Origin of the sequence: Rheinheimera faecalis, from assembly GCF_021290965.1 — a bacterium.
In the GTDB taxonomy this organism is placed as follows: Bacteria; Pseudomonadota; Gammaproteobacteria; order Enterobacterales; family Alteromonadaceae; genus Pararheinheimera; species Pararheinheimera faecalis.
This window is the reverse complement of record NZ_JAJOYT010000003.1, coordinates 92,292-109,164: the sequence shown is the minus strand read 5'-3', so window position 1 is coordinate 109,164 and position 16,873 is coordinate 92,292. Positions and strand designations below refer to the sequence as shown.

At 46.6% G+C, this 16,873-nt stretch carries 18 protein-coding genes; 11 read left to right on the top strand and 7 right to left on the bottom strand.

What is annotated here, in order from left to right:
• Positions 1-6 precede the first annotated feature (6 nt).
• The 3 genes from pdhR to ampD form a co-directional block, all read right to left on the bottom strand.
• The gene (pdhR, locus tag LSG34_RS06820) at positions 7-768 is read right to left on the bottom strand and encodes a pyruvate dehydrogenase complex transcriptional repressor PdhR (protein ID WP_127686724.1); all 762 of its coding nucleotides are present in this window, start codon (positions 766-768) and stop codon (positions 7-9) included.
• Between the two features lie 396 nt (positions 769-1,164).
• Positions 1,165-2,052 carry a beta-lactamase regulator AmpE gene (ampE, locus tag LSG34_RS06815; RefSeq protein WP_233008078.1) on the bottom strand — a complete coding sequence of 296 codons (888 nt, stop codon included), beginning with the start codon at positions 2,050-2,052 and terminating at the stop codon, positions 1,165-1,167.
• On the bottom strand, positions 2,053-2,601 hold the full coding sequence (gene ampD / locus LSG34_RS06810) for a 1,6-anhydro-N-acetylmuramyl-L-alanine amidase AmpD (RefSeq protein WP_233008077.1): 549 nt from the start codon (positions 2,599-2,601) through the stop codon (positions 2,053-2,055).
• Between the two features lie 77 nt (positions 2,602-2,678).
• Here ampD and LSG34_RS06805 point away from each other — a divergent pair, with 77 nt between their 5' ends.
• The 10 genes from LSG34_RS06805 (at position 2,679) to yacG (ending at position 11,227) form a co-directional block, all read left to right on the top strand.
• Positions 2,679-3,197 carry a retropepsin-like aspartic protease family protein gene (locus LSG34_RS06805; RefSeq protein WP_233008076.1) on the top strand — a complete coding sequence of 173 codons (519 nt, stop codon included), beginning with the start codon at positions 2,679-2,681 and terminating at the stop codon, positions 3,195-3,197.
• Between the two features lie 48 nt (positions 3,198-3,245).
• Positions 3,246-4,115: a carboxylating nicotinate-nucleotide diphosphorylase gene (gene nadC / locus LSG34_RS06800; RefSeq protein ID WP_233008075.1), complete on the top strand. Its 870-nt coding sequence runs from the start codon at positions 3,246-3,248 to the stop codon at positions 4,113-4,115.
• Between the two features lie 115 nt (positions 4,116-4,230).
• Entirely contained in the window at positions 4,231-4,881 is a 651-nt protein-coding gene (locus tag LSG34_RS06795; protein ID WP_233008074.1) for a DUF1294 domain-containing protein, read from the top strand.
• 194 nt (positions 4,882-5,075) lie between these two features.
• The gene (locus LSG34_RS06790; RefSeq protein ID WP_233008073.1) at positions 5,076-5,450 is read left to right on the top strand and encodes a pilin; all 375 of its coding nucleotides are present in this window, start codon (positions 5,076-5,078) and stop codon (positions 5,448-5,450) included.
• A gap of 89 nt (positions 5,451-5,539) precedes the next feature.
• Positions 5,540-7,237, top strand: coding sequence for a type IV-A pilus assembly ATPase PilB (gene pilB / locus LSG34_RS06785; protein WP_233008072.1), 1,698 nt, complete (start codon positions 5,540-5,542; stop codon positions 7,235-7,237).
• A gap of 31 nt (positions 7,238-7,268) precedes the next feature.
• Positions 7,269-8,489 (top strand): type II secretion system F family protein, encoded by a 1,221-nt coding sequence (locus tag LSG34_RS06780; protein WP_233008071.1) that lies wholly within the window; start codon positions 7,269-7,271, stop codon positions 8,487-8,489.
• On the top strand, positions 8,489-9,370 hold the full coding sequence (locus LSG34_RS06775) for a prepilin peptidase (RefSeq protein WP_233008070.1): 882 nt from the start codon (positions 8,489-8,491) through the stop codon (positions 9,368-9,370). Before LSG34_RS06780 ends, LSG34_RS06775 begins: the two co-directional genes overlap by 1 nt.
• A 22-nt stretch (positions 9,371-9,392) precedes the next feature.
• Positions 9,393-10,016, top strand: coding sequence for a dephospho-CoA kinase (gene coaE / locus LSG34_RS06770; RefSeq protein ID WP_233008069.1), 624 nt, complete (start codon positions 9,393-9,395; stop codon positions 10,014-10,016).
• A gap of 38 nt (positions 10,017-10,054) precedes the next feature.
• The gene (zapD, locus tag LSG34_RS06765; protein WP_233008068.1) at positions 10,055-10,801 is read left to right on the top strand and encodes a cell division protein ZapD; all 747 of its coding nucleotides are present in this window, start codon (positions 10,055-10,057) and stop codon (positions 10,799-10,801) included.
• A 195-nt stretch (positions 10,802-10,996) separates the two neighbouring features.
• Entirely contained in the window at positions 10,997-11,227 is a 231-nt protein-coding gene (yacG, locus tag LSG34_RS06760; protein ID WP_127025899.1) for a DNA gyrase inhibitor YacG, read from the top strand.
• 78 nt (positions 11,228-11,305) lie between these two features.
• On the opposite strand, the gene mutT is transcribed toward yacG, so the two are convergent.
• From mutT to LSG34_RS06745, 3 genes are all read right to left on the bottom strand, one after another.
• A complete protein-coding gene (gene mutT, locus LSG34_RS06755; protein ID WP_233008067.1) occupies positions 11,306-11,710 on the bottom strand; it encodes an 8-oxo-dGTP diphosphatase MutT in 405 nt (134 codons plus the stop codon).
• A 3-nt stretch (positions 11,711-11,713) separates the two neighbouring features.
• On the bottom strand, positions 11,714-14,425 hold the full coding sequence (secA, locus tag LSG34_RS06750; protein WP_233008066.1) for a preprotein translocase subunit SecA: 2,712 nt from the start codon (positions 14,423-14,425) through the stop codon (positions 11,714-11,716).
• A gap of 96 nt (positions 14,426-14,521) precedes the next feature.
• Complete coding sequence (locus LSG34_RS06745) at positions 14,522-15,436, bottom strand: M23 family metallopeptidase (RefSeq protein WP_233008065.1); 915 nt, start codon at positions 15,434-15,436, stop codon at positions 14,522-14,524.
• 29 nt (positions 15,437-15,465) lie between these two features.
• On the opposite strand from LSG34_RS06745, the gene LSG34_RS06740 reads away from it, so the two are divergent.
• Positions 15,466-15,942, top strand: a complete 477-nt coding sequence (locus LSG34_RS06740; protein ID WP_233008064.1) for a DUF721 domain-containing protein — start codon at positions 15,466-15,468, stop codon at positions 15,940-15,942.
• Here LSG34_RS06740 and lpxC read toward each other — a convergent pair.
• Positions 15,939-16,850 (bottom strand): UDP-3-O-acyl-N-acetylglucosamine deacetylase, encoded by a 912-nt coding sequence (gene lpxC, locus LSG34_RS06735; protein ID WP_233008063.1) that lies wholly within the window; start codon positions 16,848-16,850, stop codon positions 15,939-15,941. The genes LSG34_RS06740 and lpxC overlap by 4 nt on opposite strands.
• Positions 16,851-16,873 lie beyond the last annotated feature (23 nt).

Here is a 16,873-nt window from a genome sequence, read left to right as displayed (position 1 = left end):
TTACGCTCATTCGCTCTGTTGTGAACGTCTGAGCGAGCGTTCAATGCGTGAGCGCTCCCGGTCAGCTTCCAGCAATGCCTCTTCGATAAAGGCTAAATGGCTGTTGCTGGCTTGCCGGGCTTGCTCCGGCTCGCCATTGATCACCGCTTGCATCAGGCGATGCCTGTGCGAATTCAGCTGGCTCACTATGCCTTCTTTTTCCCGCAAAACTTCAAGGTTTAACTTGATGTTTTGCTCTACCAGCGGCGTTAAGCCGCGCACCAAATGCAAAAGCACCACATTATGCGATGCCTCTGCAACCGCCGAATAAAACTGGCCAACAGACCGCGCTTCAGCGTCTAAATCCTGTTGCTGCTGAGCAGCACAAATTTCTTCGTAACGTTGTTTAATCAAGTCGTAGTCAGCTTGTGTACCACGCAATGCTGCGTAATAAGCGCAAATGCCTTCTAAAGCGTGACGAAACTCCAATAGATCAAATTGCGACTCCGGGTGACGACCAATCAGAGCAAATAGCGGATCGGTTAAACCCACAGCCAGATTTTCACAAACATAAGTGCCACCACCCTGACGGCGATTGACTAAACCTTTGGCTTCGAGCTTCTGAATCGCTTCACGTAAGGATGGACGGGAGACATCAAATTGCAGCGCAAGTTCACGTTCAGGCGGTAACTTTTGTCCGGGCGTAAAAGTACCTTCCAGCAGCATATGTTCCAGTTGCTGGACTATTTGGTCGGACAATTTGGCTGGTTTGATTCTCAGACTGGACATTTCCACCTTGATGTTAAGTCTTTGGTTATTGTTTTGGCTATTTCAAGTTGACCACTTGTAAATTGGTCTTACCAATTCAATTTAGTGCGGCATAACTTAGCAGAAAGGAATCAAACTGTAAATTAAACTGCGGAATTATGCGACCAAAGCGGGCAAATAATTAGAGCAATAGCTCAAAAATGAAGAGAGGAAAATACAGCAAGAAAATTGGTCTGACCATTGATAATGAATACATACCGTCCTTCCATGGACATCGTCGCAACACTGTTCCCTACAGTTGCGACATACCGTCCTTCCATGGACATCGTCGCAACATTGTTCCCTACAGTTGCGACATACCGTCCTTCCATGGACATAAAAAAAGCAGCCGAAGCTGCTTTCTTATATTTGTTCTGTTTAACCCAGCCAGCCTGACAGTGTCAGCACTGCGACTAAAGCGAGAAAAAACAGCACATTACGTTTAGCTAACTGCACCATACAAGCGGTTTCTTCTGCACAGTTATAGGCATCATCAGGCAAAGGCTCAGCGGCTTTGGCTACTGTGGTCACCACTTTATCTGCAGGTGTTGAGAAGTCGCCTAAAAAGGCTAACAACGCAGCAGAAGCACGGGAGAAATGCCCCACCAAAGCTAAACCTACACCAAATAAACGTGCCGGCACCCAGTCAGCCCAAAACATCAGTTGCTGGAAGACAGCAGGAATATCAGGTGTGGCTTCAACAAATTCAGCAGTTTCATCACCTTCTTCAGCCAGTTTTACCGGTTTATCCCAGCTGGCAGGTTCATTCATCTGGCGCAATAAAGCGTAAGTAATAGCCCCGGCACCACCTAAAATAGCAAACCAGAACAATACTGCGGCGTAATAACGAAAGTTCAACCAGACCAGACGTTGGCCATAACTTAAATCAGCATCGGTTAAACCCACGTCCGCGCTTAATTGCTGCATAGTTAAAAAGGCAGCTTCGTTATCCGCTCTTTCACTGGCATTTAAATACTGTTTGTATAACTGGCGGTAATGCCAGCAACCAATACACACCAGCAATACCAGCGTGTTCAGCACTAAAGTCACCAGGCTACTGCCGATTAACCACAGCACCAACGCATATACAATGCCAGGCAACAGCACCCAGAGGTATTGGCCTTTGCTTTCGCTGACTAATTTGGACAAACCTGAGCTTTGACTAACAGACAGGTACTTTTTGGCATAAAACAAAAACTGCCATGCCTCACTGCGAACCGCCAGCCGTTCAATAATTAAGGCGATAAGCATACTGATCAAGGTCATTTATCCATTCTCCTTTAACGCAGATTGATAACGGTCCCAGTCAAACGACGGACCAGGATCGGTTTTCCGACCCGGCGCAATCTGCTGATGTCCCACAATACGATCCAGGCTGATAGCCGGAAAGTCTTGCATCAGTTGTCTGGTTAATAGCACCAGACTTTGGTACTGCGCCTCTGTATAAGGCAAATGTTCAGTACCCTCTAATTCTATTCCTATCGAAAAATCGTTACAGTTTTGCCGCCCGTTAAATTCCGATACACCGGCATGCCAGGCTCTATAGTGAAAAGGTACATACTGCCGGACCAAACCGTTTCTGAAAATAACACAATGCGCCGATACCCGTACGCCAGCTAAATCAGCAAAACTGTGATCGGCCTTTGTATCCAAAACACCCATAAATAAATCATCGATGTAGCTGTTGCCAAACTGGCCCGCAGGCAAACTGATGCAATGGATCACCAACAGGCTGATATCAGCGATATCTGGTCTCAAGTTCCAATGTGGACTTGTGCGCTGTTCAAGTTCTAAGGAAACCTGATCTTGATTCACCCTACGGATCCTGTTTTGCAAAAGCGCTTCATGCTCGGTTAAGCTGGAGCCTTTATTGTCAACCCTGAGACTTTGGAATGCAAGCATCTGACAATACAACTAAATTAGGTCGATTATTTAGCTGGATCAGTTGGCTGCTGTTGCTTGGGCTACTGTACTGGTTTTTTGAAGATCAGATTTCGTTACAAATAAACCCCAATCAGCAGCTGCAAAGTCAGATTGGTAGTAGCGGTGAAAAAGTCACAGTGCTCAAACGTAACAAAGCCGGCCACTATGTGGGTACCGCCTTGTTTAACGGCGTACCTATGGAGTTTATGCTCGATACAGGGGCTACAGTAGTCGCTGTATCAGAGCAGGCCGCACAAAAGCTGGGCATGGCCAAAGGCCAGCGTTATCAGGTCAGCACGGCCAATGGACCAGCCGCTGCGTACGACAGCAAACTGAACAGCCTGCAACTGGGTGATATTATGCTCACCGACATACGCGCCAGTATCACACCAGGCTTACATGGCACAGATATTTTGTTAGGCATGAGTGCCCTAAAACAATTAGAATTCAGCCAACAACAGGATGAGCTGAAACTAATCCAACGCTAATTTTTAATAGGCTTTTAGCCTGTGACAACTGCGGAACTATAAATACAGATGATTAACGTCCCTTACCTTACTGATTTACAACGGGATATTGAACTGACTGTTCGTCAGGCTCTGGCTGAGGATTTAGGCCATTTACCGCTGGAGCAAGGTGATATTACCGCGTCTTTGATCCCAGCAAGCCAACAAGCCAAAGCAACTATTATCAGCCGCGAAGACTGCGTGTTTTGTGGCAGCGCCTGGCTGACCGAAGTGTTTCGTCAATTGTCCGCAGAGGTTCAGGTGGAATGGTTTGTTCAGGATGGTGATAAAGTTACTGCCAACTCCGTCTTGTGTGAGCTGACAGGCCCAGCCCGAATTTTATTAACAGGCGAGCGCACCGCGCTTAACTTTATCCAGAGTTTAAGCGGTACAGCCACTACGACGGCTTTGTATGTGGCGTTATTGGAAGGCAGCGCCACCCGCTTGCTCGATACCCGCAAAACTTTGCCTGGTATGCGTTTGGCTCAGAAGTATGCTGTGGCTTGTGGTGGTGGTAAAAACCACCGTCTGGGTTTGTACGATGCGTTCTTAATCAAAGAAAATCATATCGCAGCTGCTGGATCTATAGATAACGCGGTCAACATAGCGCGGCAAAATTTCCCGGGGAAACCTGTCGAAGTCGAAGTGGAAGATCTGATTGAGTTTGAGCAAGCTCTCAAAGCGGGCGCTGACATTATCATGCTCGACAACTTCCATATTGCCGATATCCAGCAAGCCGTCAGTCTGAACAAAGGCCGGGCTAAACTGGAAGTATCAGGCAATATCACTGCTGAAGCTTTACGTTCGTTAAGTAGTACAGGTGTGGATTACATCTCCAGTGGTGCTTTAACTAAAAATCTGCAGGCCATTGATTTATCGATGCGTTTACGCAGTATCTGAATCGAAATTAGCAGATGAGACTTTGGCCTCATCTGCTGTCATTCGTCGCAGCGACCAGCAAACTGATAAAAGGCTGATACACTTTATCTAGTGTTCCCGCACCGCTGTGATCGCTATGAATCCTGTCTCTCTATTGCAAGGCACTGTCAGCTACTGGCGTGACGACAAAGGTTTTGGTTTTATTACAACCGATACTTCAGAGCGGGTGTTTTTTCATATCCGCGACTTCACGCAGCCACCGGCAAGGCGTCCACAGCAAGGTGACAGACTGAGCTTCCAGCTGGGTTTTGACAAACAACAACGCTCTTATGCTCTGTCGCTGCAACTTGAAGAAAGTACCCTAGCGCCGACAAAGCCAGCCAAAGCAACAGGACCAAACTTTTATCAGATCCAGCAGCAAGCCTGGTGTTTCCGCTATTTGTTTTTTGCCCTGCTGTTACTGTCTTTATTGGCTGGCTCTTTTGCTTTGACGGTGCCTCTGTTTTATCTCGAAGCCAGTCTCTTTACGTACTGGCTGTATCAAATCGATAAAAAACTGGCCGCCAGTGGACAAAGCAGTCGCTTACCTGAAGAGAGTCTACAAATGTTCAGCTTAATCGGAGGTTGGCCTGGTGCTCTGGTTGCACAAAAACGTTTGCACCATAAAGTACATAAGATGCCCTTTCAACGTGAATTCCGTTTTGTGATTTATGGTAACAGCTGCTTTTTGTTATGGCTTTTATCCGATTCAGGTGCTGAGTTTTTACATAAAGTAGCGCTGTTCTAAACAGAGCCTACTGAACACTGTAGAATGCCAGCGGAAAATGCGCTTTAAAAATCAGTAATTTAACTCACCATTCACTTTTTCGACCCGCTTTGTTTGCAACTACAATTAAACATCAGGCCAAAGCTTGCTTAATAACAAATATTAACCAGAATTAAGTAGCCCCAAAAGTGGGCAAACCAATCAGGAGATGTTCCATGAAACGTAATCAAGGTTTTACCCTTATTGAATTAATGATAGTTGTTGCCATCATCGGTATATTAGCTGCTATTGCTTTACCTGCATATCAGGACTACACAGCCAAAGCTAAAGGTTCAAATGCAGTCGCATCCTTAGGTGGTCAAAAAATTAAAGTGGCTGAAGCTTATGCCACCAGCGGTACTTTAGGTTGTACCGACACCGCTGGTACAGCTATCCCGGATTGTACGGGTAATGGAGTGCTTGCACTGACTTATGATGGTATTACTGCGACCATGACACCAGCAGCCCCGGCCGCTGCCGGCGAAAACATTACCTGGACTTGTGCTCTGACTGGTACTGGCGCTGTTCCGATCAAAGGCTGTGGTATTTAATTCTGGCTATCTGCACGGACAACGGCTCTTCGGAGCCGTTTTTATCCCGCTGAAACCACACAGGGCCAGCTTTACCATAGAGGATCTGTATGGCATTAAACCCAAGCTCAATTTTACTCAAACGTTTGCATCAGGCGAATCTGGTTGACCCGCAGATCACCGCCAAACTGTTGCAGGAAAAAAGTCATCAGTATCAGACCATTGCCGATTTGCTGATTGGCGAAAAACTGATTCAATCAAAAATACTGGCAGAAGCCGCAGCCTCTTTCACCTTACATAGCGCTTTGGATTTAGACTTTTTTGATATCAATGCCATCCCGGAGCAGCTTCGTAACGAAAAACTGATTCGCAAACACCACATCCTGCCGCTGAGCAAAAGACACAAAACGCTGTTTCTTGCTGTCGTTGACCCGACGGATATGACCTCTGTAGAAGATTTTGAATTTAATACCGGCCTGAACGCCGAAATGATAGTGGTCGAGTTTGATAAGCTGCACAAAGCCATCGACAAGCTCTTTGATACCACAGCCACTGACAGCTTTACCGATACGCATTGGGATTTGGCCAAAATGGGTCTGGCCGGAGGTGAAGAAGAAGACACCAAAGCTGTGGGGTCTGACAGTGAAGATCAGCCTATTATTTCTTTTATCAACAAAATGCTGCACGACGCTATTCGTAAAGGTGCTTCGGATCTGCATTTTGAGCCTTACGAAAAAAGCTACCGTATCCGTTTCCGTATTGACGGTATTTTGCATGAAGTCGCATCACCGCCTGTGGCTTTATCCACCCGCCTTTCTGCCCGTTTAAAGGTGATGTCCAGATTAGATATAGCCGAAAAACGCGTGCCTCAGGATGGCCGCATTAAACTGAAACTATCACAGAAAAAGTCGATCGACTTTCGGGTCAGTACTTTGCCTACTTTGTGGGGCGAAAAAATAGTCATGCGGATCCTCGATTCCGACAGCGCTATGCTAGGTATTGATATTCTGGGTTACGAGGCAGAACAAAAGCAGCTGTATCTGGACGCCTTAGCCCAACCACAAGGCATGATTCTGGTCACTGGCCCGACAGGCTCAGGTAAAACCGTCTCTTTGTACACAGGGCTGAATATTCTCAATACCGAAGAAACCAATATATCCACAGCTGAAGATCCGGTGGAGATCAACCTGCCAGGTATTAATCAGGTACAGGTCAATCCAAGAGCAGGCCTGACCTTCCCTTCCGCGTTAAAAGCTTTTTTACGGCAAGACCCTGATGTCATTATGGTAGGTGAGATCAGGGATATTGAAACGGCTGAAATCGCCATTAAAGCGGCTCAAACCGGGCATTTGGTGTTAAGCACCTTACACACTAACTCGGCACCTGAAACCTTAACCCGCCTGCTGAATATGGGTGTGCCAGCCTATAACGTCGCAAGCTCAGTCACGCTGATTATCGCTCAGCGCCTGGCCCGGCGCTTATGCAACCATTGCAAAGCTGCTGAACAGTTGCCTGAGCAGGAAGCGTTAAAACAAGGCTTTTCTGCCACGCAGCTCAGCCAACTCAAACTGTTTAAGCCTGTAGGTTGTGATCATTGCACTGGCGGTTATAAAGGCCGTTTGGGCATTTATGAAGTGATGCCTATTACAGCCCAAATTGCAGCCAAGATTATGGCAGGAGCAAATTCGCTGGATATTGCCGCTCAGGCACAAGTGGAAGGATTCCCAAACTTACGCCAGTCGGCGTTAAAAAAAGCAGCTGCAGGCCTTACCAGCCTGGCTGAAGTGAATAGGGTGACCAACGCCTAAGCTATTACAAAGCGCAGCAAGGATCAGAACCATGGCCGAAGTAAAACTCAAGCAGCTGGATATCTTCCTGTGGAAAGGCATTAACAGAAGAGGCAAAACCAGCAACGGTGAAATCAGGGCTGGTTCTGTGGCTGAGGCCAAGGCTTTGCTTCGGCAACAAGGCTTTACTCCTTCTTCAGTGAAGAAAAAAAGCAAACCTCTGGCTTTTACTCAGCCATCGATCAAATCCTCGGATATTTCTGTCGTCACCCGACAAATAGCTACTATGCTGGGCGCTGGTGTGCCTTTGGTGCAAAGTATTGATTTGATTGCCAGCGGTGCAAGTAACGAAACCTTACGCCAATTGATGGCAAAAATATCCGTCAAAGTCCAAGGCGGTACGCCATTATCTGAAGTCCTGCGTGAGCATAAAGAGCATTTTGACGAACTCTATTGTGATTTAGTCAAATCCGGTGAACAGTCTGGTGCTCTGGACAGAATTTTTGACCGTATAGCCATTTACAAAGAAAAAGCCGAAGCGCTGAAATCTAAAATTAAAAAAGCCATGTTTTATCCCATAGCAGTGATTGTGGTCGCGGGCATAGTCACCTCCATTTTGTTGATTTTTGTGGTGCCACAGTTCGCTGAAATTTTTGGCAATATGGGTGCAGAGCTGCCAGCTTTTACCTTGTTTGTGCTGGGTATCTCAGAGTTTATGCAAAACAACTGGTATATAGCGCTTGGTGTTGTAGTAGCTGTTGTGGTTGCCATGTCTAAGTCCTATAAATCCAATCAGAGTTTTAAAGTCGCTGCCGACCACGCCATTTTAAAACTGCCGATTATCGGTATGATTTTAAATAAAGCGGCAGTCGCTCGTTACGCTCGCACTTTATCCACCACTTTTGCGGCCGGTGTGCCATTGATTGAAGCTTTGGAATCTGCAGCAGGAGCTGCAGGCAATGAGAAATACCGGGCTGCTATTTTGTCAGTGCGCGAAGAAGTGGCTGCGGGTAATCAAATGCATCTGGCAATGAAAAATACCGCGTCTTTTCCTGAAATGGTGAACCAGATGGTGGCGATAGGTGAAGAGTCTGGGGCACTGGACAGTATGCTGTCCAAGGTCGCGACTATTTACGAGCAGGAAGTAGATGATGCGGTAGATGGCTTAACTGCCTTGCTTGAACCCTTGATTATGGCGGTGTTAGGTGTCTTAATAGGCGGACTTATTATTGCGATGTATCTTCCGATCTTCCAACTGGGCAGTATTGTGTAATGGATTTTTTCTCTCCTCTGGTGCAAGTGTTCGAACAGTCTGTACTTACTTTTTATATCATAGTGACGCTTTTTAGTCTGGCAGTCGGTAGTTTCCTCAATGTGGTGATTTATCGATTGCCTAAAATGATGGAATTGGCCTGGCAGCAGGATTATCAGCAGTACTTTAGTCAAAATGCTGAGCAAACAAAAACCAGATTTAACCTGGCTTTACCACATTCACATTGCCCTAAGTGCCAGCATCAGCTATCTGCTTTGGATAATATTCCGCTAGTCAGCTGGCTGCTGTTAAAGGCCAAATGCCGTTATTGTAAAGCCCCTATCAGTGTGCGTTATCCGGCTATTGAAGCCTTTACAGGCTTATTGTCTCTGCTGGTGGCTATGCATTTTGGTGTGACAGAACAGACGCTGATTTATTTAGTGGTGACCTGGTGCCTGATTGCCTTGTCTTTTATTGATATCGATAAAATGTTGTTGCCGGACCAAATCACTCAGCCATTACTCTGGTTTGCTTTATTACTCAGCGTCACAGGCTTTACTGTGTCCCCCACCGACGCATTGATAGGCGCTGCTGCAGGTTACTTAAGTTTATGGTCAGTATTCTGGTTATTTAAACTGGTCACAGGTAAAGAAGGCATGGGCTATGGTGACTTTAAACTGCTGGCTATTTTTGGTGCCCTGCTCGGCTGGCAATTATTGCCACTGATTATTTTATTATCTTCCGTGGTAGGTGCTGTGTTGGGTTCGCTGATGTTGCTGGTTCAAGGCAAAGGCAAAGCAACCCCTATTCCTTTTGGGCCCTATATAGCGGCTGCAGGCTGGATTGCGATTTTATGGGGCAAAGATATTACTGCCTGGTATCTGGGCACTATGGGTCTTTAGTCAGCACAAGGCAGTTAGAGTTATGTCCGGATATATAGTAGGTCTGACCGGCGGTATAGGCAGCGGTAAAACCACTGTCGCCAATTTATTTCATGACTTAGGCGTGCAAAGTGTAGATGCCGATCTGGTTGCGCGTGAAGTGGTGATGCCGGGAGAACCGGCCTTGGCAGCTATAGTGGAACACTTTGGCGCTGGCATTTTGCAGCAAGATGGCCAACTGGACCGCGCAGTATTGCGAGCCAAAATCTTTGCTGATGCAGCCGAAAAGCAGTGGCTGAATCAACTATTACATCCCCTGATCCGCCAACGCTTGTTGCAGCAGTTGCAGCAATGCACATCAAGCTATGCGCTATTGATTGCCCCTTTGTTGCTGGAAAATAAGCTACAAACCTATACAGACCGCGTGCTGGTTGTCGATGTGCCTGAAGCGCTGCAACTCAGTCGCACCATGCAGCGAGATCAGGTACCGGCCGAGCAAGTACAAAACATCCTGCAAAGCCAAATAGCGCGGCCAGAGCGTTTGCATCTGGCTGACGACGTGCTGCTTAATACAGTACCGGTTTTTGAGCTTCAACCGCAGATACAGCAGCTACATAGCCGTTATCAGCAGTTTGCCAAGGAAAAACTAGCAAAAAGCTCTACTTAGGTTTATGGTAATGAACATTGTTAACAAATGTTTCAGTTATGACTTCAATCATCTACGAACATCCGCTGAACGAAAAAGTACGCACCTATTTACGGGTGGAGTACTTGTTTCAGCAAGTCACCAAGTTGCTGCCACTGGAAACAGAATGGCAACAACAGGGCTTTTTTACCTCGTTGTTTTCGTTGATTGAAGTATTGGAACGTAATGATGTTCGCCCTGATCTGATCAAAGATGTCGAACGCTGTGAATCTGCTTTGGTGAACTGGTCACGTCATCCTTCGATTTCGGATGAAATGCTGCAAAGCATGTTACAAAAAGCAGTGCGTTTGCAAAGTGATTTATTAAGGTGCGGCAAGTTTGCCACCAGCTTAAAAGAAGATAAATTCCTTGCCCCTTTACGTCAGCGCTTTTTTATTCCCGGAGGCACCTGCTACTTTGATTTACCTCAGCTGCAATACTGGTTCTCACAGCCGTTAGCTCAACGCAAAAAAGCAGCGCAGGACTGGCTGGATCAGTTGTCTTTGGTGGAAACTGCCATCTCCTATGTACTGACTTTTATCCGCGAACGGGGTCAATTTCAGCCATTAGTCGCCGAAAATGGTTTTTTCCAAAGCAATACCGAACAGTTTGAATTGCTGCGCATTGAGTACTTAATGGAATACCAGAGTTACCCTACCATTAGCGGTAACAGATACCGTTACGCCATACGTTTTATGCAGCTTTGCGACAGCTTAGGTCGCACCACCATGGATAAAGCTATTCCTTTTAAGTTAGCCTGCTGTTAATCCCCTTCGTACTTGAAGCCACAGCGTTGTTGACTGCGCTCTTTCGCCCCAATCACATAGACTGCTATGTTCATGGGGTCTCATTCTCTTGTCGCCTAGCTGCAACTCCAATTACTTTGGGTATTTATGCTCGCTTGAAATCTGCAGTCTGCGGTACACTAGCGCACTTTTGAATTAGCTTCCGGAGTACGCCTTATGGCCACTATCGTCAAATGCCCGACCTGCCAGAAAGAAGTCGTCTGGGGTCCAGAATCCGCTTTCCGGCCTTTTTGTTCTGACCGTTGTCGTTTAATAGATTTAGGCGCCTGGGCCAATGAAGAACACAAAATACCGGATAAAGGCCGTGCCGACTTGCCGCTGTCAGAGCAGCAATTAGAGCAGTTAGAAAATGAGTTATTGGAACAAGATAACGAATTCTTTAAATAAATCCGTAGGGGCGGGTCTTGTACCCGCCCGTCTGTTGACACCGCGGTACAGATGAACGGGCAGGGACAAGCCCTGCCCTTACATGGTGCCGAATTCGGCCAACAACTTATCTAAAATCGGCTGATTCGCATCAGGAAACTGATACTGATTGAGTTCAGACAAAGGCACCCAGCGCACTGGTTGCCCTTCCAGACCTTTAGCTTCCCCTGCAAAGTCTTGCACCAGATGAATATCCAGTAACACTGTCTTTTCAGGGTAGGCATACTGCAGTTCAAACCAAGGGTTTGAACCGGCAATATCCAGATCCACTTCTTCTTTCAGTTCACGCGCTAAGGCTTCTGAAGTCGTTTCACCTGCTTCTACTTTGCCACCAGGAAACTCCCAGCGACCGCCCTGATGCAATTTATCCGGCCGCAGCGCCAATAACACCTGCTGCTCTTTTAAAATCACACCTACAGCTACGTGAACTACTTTGAGCGTCATGATTTAAACCAACTTACCGTGACACTGTTTGTATTTCTTACCTGAGCCACAAGGACAAGCGTCGTTACGGCCTACTTTTTCCGCATCACGAAACACAGGTGCAGGACTGGTTTGTGGTACTTCAGTGGCTACCTGTTCCATTTCTTCGTGCTGGAACTGCATATCGGTACTTTCGGCTTTACGACGTTGCTCTTCTACAGCATCAACATCTTCGGCAGCACGGATTTGCACGCGTGACAATACGCCAATCACGTCCAGTTTCAGGCTATCGAGCATAGTGGAGAACAACTCGAAAGCTTCACGCTTGTATTCTTGCTTCGGGTTCTTCTGCGCATAACCACGTAAGTTAATACCCTGACGTAAGTGGTCCATCGCAGCCAAATGCTCTTTCCAGTGCGTGTCCAAGCTTTGCAGCATCACTGATTTTTCAAACTGGCGCAGCACTGAAGGACCGACCATATGCTCTTTCAGCTCGTAGGATTTATCGACCACTTCGTGGATTTGCTCACGCAGTTTTTCTTCAAACAGTTTCTTATCGTCAGCCAACCATTTAGCAATAGGCATGTCGATGGCAAAATCAGCGCGGAAACGGGCTTCTAAGCCTGGAATGTCCCACATCTCGTCCAGAGACTGAGGTGGAATGTATTGATCCAGCACAGAGGCAACCACGTCGTGTCGGATAGCATTGATAGTTTCAGAGATATCAGCCGCATCCATCAGTTCGTTACGTTGCTCGTACACCACTTTACGCTGGTCGTTCGCCACGTCATCGAATTCCAGTAATTGCTTACGGATATCAAAGTTACGGGCTTCTACTTTGCGTTGTGCATTTTCAATAGCGCGGCTAACCCATGGGTGTTCAATGGCTTCGCCTGGCTCCATACCCAGTTTACGCATCATGCCAGCCATACGGTCTGAAGCAAAAATACGCATTAAAGCATCGTCTAACGACAGGTAAAAACGTGAAGAACCCGGATCGCCCTGACGGCCTGAACGACCACGTAACTGGTTATCGATACGGCGCGACTCATGACGTTCAGTACCAATGATATGTAAACCACCAGACTCAATCACAGCGTCATGGCGTTTTTGCCATTCCTGTCTGACCTGTTCAATCTGCTCTGCACTGGCTTCACCTAAAGCAGCCAGTTCGGCCTGCAAGTTACCACCTAATACAATGTCCGTACCACGACCAGCCATGTTGGTCGCTATAGTCACAGTGCCCGGCTGACCAGCCTGAGCAATAATTTGTGCTTCGTTGGCGTGGAACTTAGCGTTTAATACCTGATGCGGGATTTTGGCGTCATGCAACAATTTCGACAGATACTCAGAACTTTCGATTGAAGCTGTACCGACCAGAATAGGACGTTTCAGCGCACGGTTCTCTTCAATGTCTTTGATAATGGCCTGATACTTTTCTTCCACTGTTAGATAGACCAAATCGGCCATATCTTTACGCACCATAGGTCTGTTGGTTGGAACTACTATAGTTTCTAAACCATAAATAGACTGGAATTCAAAAGCTTCAGTATCTGCTGTACCTGTCATACCAGCCAGTTTGTCGTACAAACGGAACAGGTTCTGGAAAGTGATAGAAGCTAAAGTCTGGTTTTCGTGGTTAATATGCACGCCTTCTTTGGCTTCAATGGCCTGGTGTAAACCTTCAGACCAACGACGGCCTTCCATAGTACGGCCTGTATGTTCATCAACAATAACGATTTCGTTATCTTTGATCACATAGTCCACATCTTTCTTAAACAGGTTGTGCGCGCGTAAGGCGGCATAGGTATGGTGCAACAAAGTAATGTTGGCAGCGGAAAATAAAGAATCGCCCGGTTGGATTAAACCTAACTCCTGCAGAATTTCTTCGACACGGATTTGACCCAGTTCAGTCAGATAAATTTGTTTGGCTTTTTCGTCGATGGTGAAGTGACCATCGCCCATAGCGCCTTCTTCATCTTCTTTTTCCTGCTTCAATAGCTGAGGCACTACAGTGTTAATCACTCGGTACAACTCAGAGCTATCTTCAGCCTGACCAGAGATAATCAGCGGGGTACGGGCTTCATCTATTAAAATAGAATCCACTTCATCGATGATGGCATAAGCCAAATGACGCTGCACACGCTCAATGGCAGAAAACGCCATGTTGTCGCGCAGATAGTCAAAACCAAATTCATTGTTCGTACCGTAAGTGATGTCGGCACTGTAAGCGGCTTGTTTATCCAAATGCCCCATACCAGGCACGTTAACACCGACAGTCATACCTAAGAAATCAAATAAAGGTGCGTTAGTTTCAGCGTCACGACGGGCTAAGTAGTCGTTCACTGTAATCACATGCACAGACTGACCACTTATAGCATTTAAGTACGCAGGCAAAGTAGCGGTTAAGGTTTTACCTTCACCTGTACGCATCTCAGAAATTTTGCCCTGATGCAGCACTATACCGCCAATCAGCTGTACATCGAAATGACGCATCTTGAAGATACGTTTACTGGCTTCACGCACTGTGGCAAAAGCTTCTGGTAATAAATCATCCAGCGTTGCGCCATCTGCGAAGCGCTGTTTAAATTCAGCGGTTTTTAATTTGAGTTCTTCATCGGATAAGGCAACAAAAGAAGGTTCCAGGCTATTAATCAGATCAACCGTTTTTTTCAATTTCTTTAAATAACGATCATTACGGCTACCAATTAATTTGGCGAAAAATTTTCCAAACATTTTATAAATACCACTTCTTGGTTGAGACTCGATCCGAGTCCGGCCTGAGCCTTTTTTTAACCCGTTCACCTGACGCTTTAGGTAAGCGGGTATATATTATTGGGTACGGCGATTAACAAACATCATAGGGTCAATTTGTTGACCATTTTTCAGTACTTCGTAATGCACATGCGGCCCTGTTGAACGGCCTGTGTTGCCCATAATGGCAACTTCCTGACCTTTGGTCACCATCTGTCCAACCTGAACAGTGGTTGCCTGAGCATGAGCATACCGGGTGCGATACCCATCACTATGCTCAATTTCAACCATTTTACCGTAACCAAAACGTTCACCAGCCCAGGTCACAATACCACCTGCTGTTGCAAAAATAGCATCGCCTTCTTTACCGGCAAAATCTACCCCACGGTGCACTGCGGGTTCACCACTAAAGGGGTCGCTGCGCACCCCAAAACTCGACGACAAGTAACCACTTAATACAGGACGGCCGGATAACTGGACGCTTTTTCCTATATGGTGATTCAAATCCAGAGATTCAAGCATGGCAAAACGGGTTTGTTCTGATTGCAAATTCTGCTCCAGCTCATTGAGCTGCAACAACACGGCATTCAGTTCAGCCAGACTGATTTCAGTCGGCGTTTGCGAAGGGCCACCCATCGCTGGAGTCTCGTGTAAATTAAACTCTTCGGTCGACAGATCAGCAGCGTCAATTAAACGTTCACCGACCATATTCAGTCGGTTCACCTGAGCCTGCAGCGTCGCAACTTTGGCAGTTAATGCGGCCAGCTGATTCTCAGCACGACGGCGAATCTCAGCAATTTCTTCTGTTTCTGCAACGCGGCTCAGTTGAGCTTTCTCAAGTTCGGCATTGCCTTGCTGAAACAAATTAGCAAAGGCTGCACCAGCGCCAGAGGCGATACAAAACAATAAGACGGCCGTGACTGTCAGTTGCGATGGCGTACTGCCAAAGCTGAAGTGGCGATGTCGGCCACGATAGAAAACTGTTACACTCATGCAACCTCAGTATAAATTCATAAGTTAAGATGGCGCGCTATTCTCAGAAACCAGTGGATCTAAGTCAGTTGCTGCAACAAAGCTCTTTGTTGTCGACCATGCAGCATGCCGATCTGTTGCGCCAACTTAATACCGAATTAGCGCAGTTTCTGCAACTGGATCCATCCGGTTTTTGCAAAATTAGTACCATAAAAGCGGGTCGCTTAGTTATTTTGTGCCAATCGCCCGCTTGGGCGACCCGGCTGAAAATGCAAAGAGAGGCCATTCTAGACAATTTCCGCCAGAAAATCTCGCCGGATTTGGCAGGTATCGACATTGAAGTCTCACCCAATACCCAGCTGCAATATGTCAAAGCGGAAGAAATCAAAACTGAAGGACCTAAAATCTCTGAACAAGCGGCGGTGTATTTACTGGCTTTAGCACAAAACAGTGAAGGTGAGTTAAAGCAGAAACTACAAAGGCTGGCAGAGCTGGCTCAAAAGCCTCGCCCTGCCCCCAAGACTTAGGCCAATTGTGGTGCTAAGTATGATATTGGCATTTGCGCTTCTTTATCGAAGCTGACAAATTCCCAGTTCGCCTGTTCAGCAAGTACTGCAGACAACAACTGGTTATTTAAAGCGTGGCCCGTTTTATAAGAGCGGAACTCGCCCAGAATGCTGTAACCGGCCATATATAAATCACCGATTGCATCCAGAATTTTGTGTTTGATAAATTCGTCTTCGTAACGCAGACCGTCCTGGTTTAACACCCGGAATTCATCCAGCACTACGGCGTTATCAAAGCTGCCGCCTAATGCCAGATTATTGGCGCGTAAATATTCAATGTCCTGCAGGAAACCAAAAGTACGGGCACGGCTGATGTCTTTAATAAAAGACGCAGCTGAGAAGTCGAGCTTCATGCGCTGTTTGGTTTCAGAAATCACAGGGTGATCAAAGTCGATGGCAAAATCCATACGGAAACCGTGATGTGGCACAAACTCAGCCCACTTGTCACCGTCTTCAACCCGTACTTTTTGCTTAATGCGGATAAACTTTTTGGCTTTTTTCTGTTCGCTGATACCGGCTTCCAGTAACAGGTAAACAAAAGGGTTGGCACTGCCGTCCATAATTGGAATTTCAGCAGAGTCCACTTCGATAAACAGGTTATCGATACCTAAACCAGCCACAGCAGCCATTAAATGCTCGGTGGTGGACAGGCGTACGCCGTCATCGTTGATCAAACACGTACACATCACAGTGTCGCCCACTAATTCAGGGGTGACTTTAAAATCAACGATCGGGTTCAGATCGACACGCCGGAACACAATACCGGTATTATCAGGAGCAGGCCGGAGAGTAAGCGTAACCTTTTCTCCCTTGTGTAAACCCACCCCGATCGAGCTGATTGATTTTGCAATGGTACGTTGTTTAATCATATTTTTTCCTGTTCAAATATTGA

Excerpts from the sequence above, each read along its gene's own strand:
- pdhR (WP_127686724.1), bottom strand. The coding sequence starts at position 768 with ATGTCCAGTCTGAGAATCAAACCAGCCAAATTGTCCGACCAAATAGTC.
- ampE (WP_233008078.1), bottom strand. The coding sequence starts at position 2,052 with ATGACCTTGATCAGTATGCTTATCGCCTTAATTATTGAACGGCTGGCG.
- LSG34_RS06805 (WP_233008076.1), top strand. The coding sequence starts at position 2,679 with ATGCAAGCATCTGACAATACAACTAAATTAGGTCGATTATTTAGCTGG.
- nadC (WP_233008075.1), top strand. The coding sequence starts at position 3,246 with ATGATTAACGTCCCTTACCTTACTGATTTACAACGGGATATTGAACTG.
- LSG34_RS06795 (WP_233008074.1), top strand. The coding sequence starts at position 4,231 with ATGAATCCTGTCTCTCTATTGCAAGGCACTGTCAGCTACTGGCGTGAC.
- LSG34_RS06790 (WP_233008073.1), top strand. The coding sequence starts at position 5,076 with ATGAAACGTAATCAAGGTTTTACCCTTATTGAATTAATGATAGTTGTT.
- pilB (WP_233008072.1), top strand. The coding sequence starts at position 5,540 with ATGGCATTAAACCCAAGCTCAATTTTACTCAAACGTTTGCATCAGGCG.
- LSG34_RS06780 (WP_233008071.1), top strand. The coding sequence starts at position 7,269 with ATGGCCGAAGTAAAACTCAAGCAGCTGGATATCTTCCTGTGGAAAGGC.
- LSG34_RS06775 (WP_233008070.1), top strand. The coding sequence starts at position 8,489 with ATGGATTTTTTCTCTCCTCTGGTGCAAGTGTTCGAACAGTCTGTACTT.
- coaE (WP_233008069.1), top strand. The coding sequence starts at position 9,393 with ATGTCCGGATATATAGTAGGTCTGACCGGCGGTATAGGCAGCGGTAAA.
- zapD (WP_233008068.1), top strand. The coding sequence starts at position 10,055 with ATGACTTCAATCATCTACGAACATCCGCTGAACGAAAAAGTACGCACC.
- yacG (WP_127025899.1), top strand. The coding sequence starts at position 10,997 with ATGGCCACTATCGTCAAATGCCCGACCTGCCAGAAAGAAGTCGTCTGG.
- mutT (WP_233008067.1), bottom strand. The coding sequence starts at position 11,710 with ATGACGCTCAAAGTAGTTCACGTAGCTGTAGGTGTGATTTTAAAAGAG.
- secA (WP_233008066.1), bottom strand. The coding sequence starts at position 14,425 with ATGTTTGGAAAATTTTTCGCCAAATTAATTGGTAGCCGTAATGATCGT.
- LSG34_RS06745 (WP_233008065.1), bottom strand. The coding sequence starts at position 15,436 with ATGAGTGTAACAGTTTTCTATCGTGGCCGACATCGCCACTTCAGCTTT.
- LSG34_RS06740 (WP_233008064.1), top strand. The coding sequence starts at position 15,466 with ATGGCGCGCTATTCTCAGAAACCAGTGGATCTAAGTCAGTTGCTGCAA.
- lpxC (WP_233008063.1), bottom strand. The coding sequence starts at position 16,850 with ATGATTAAACAACGTACCATTGCAAAATCAATCAGCTCGATCGGGGTG.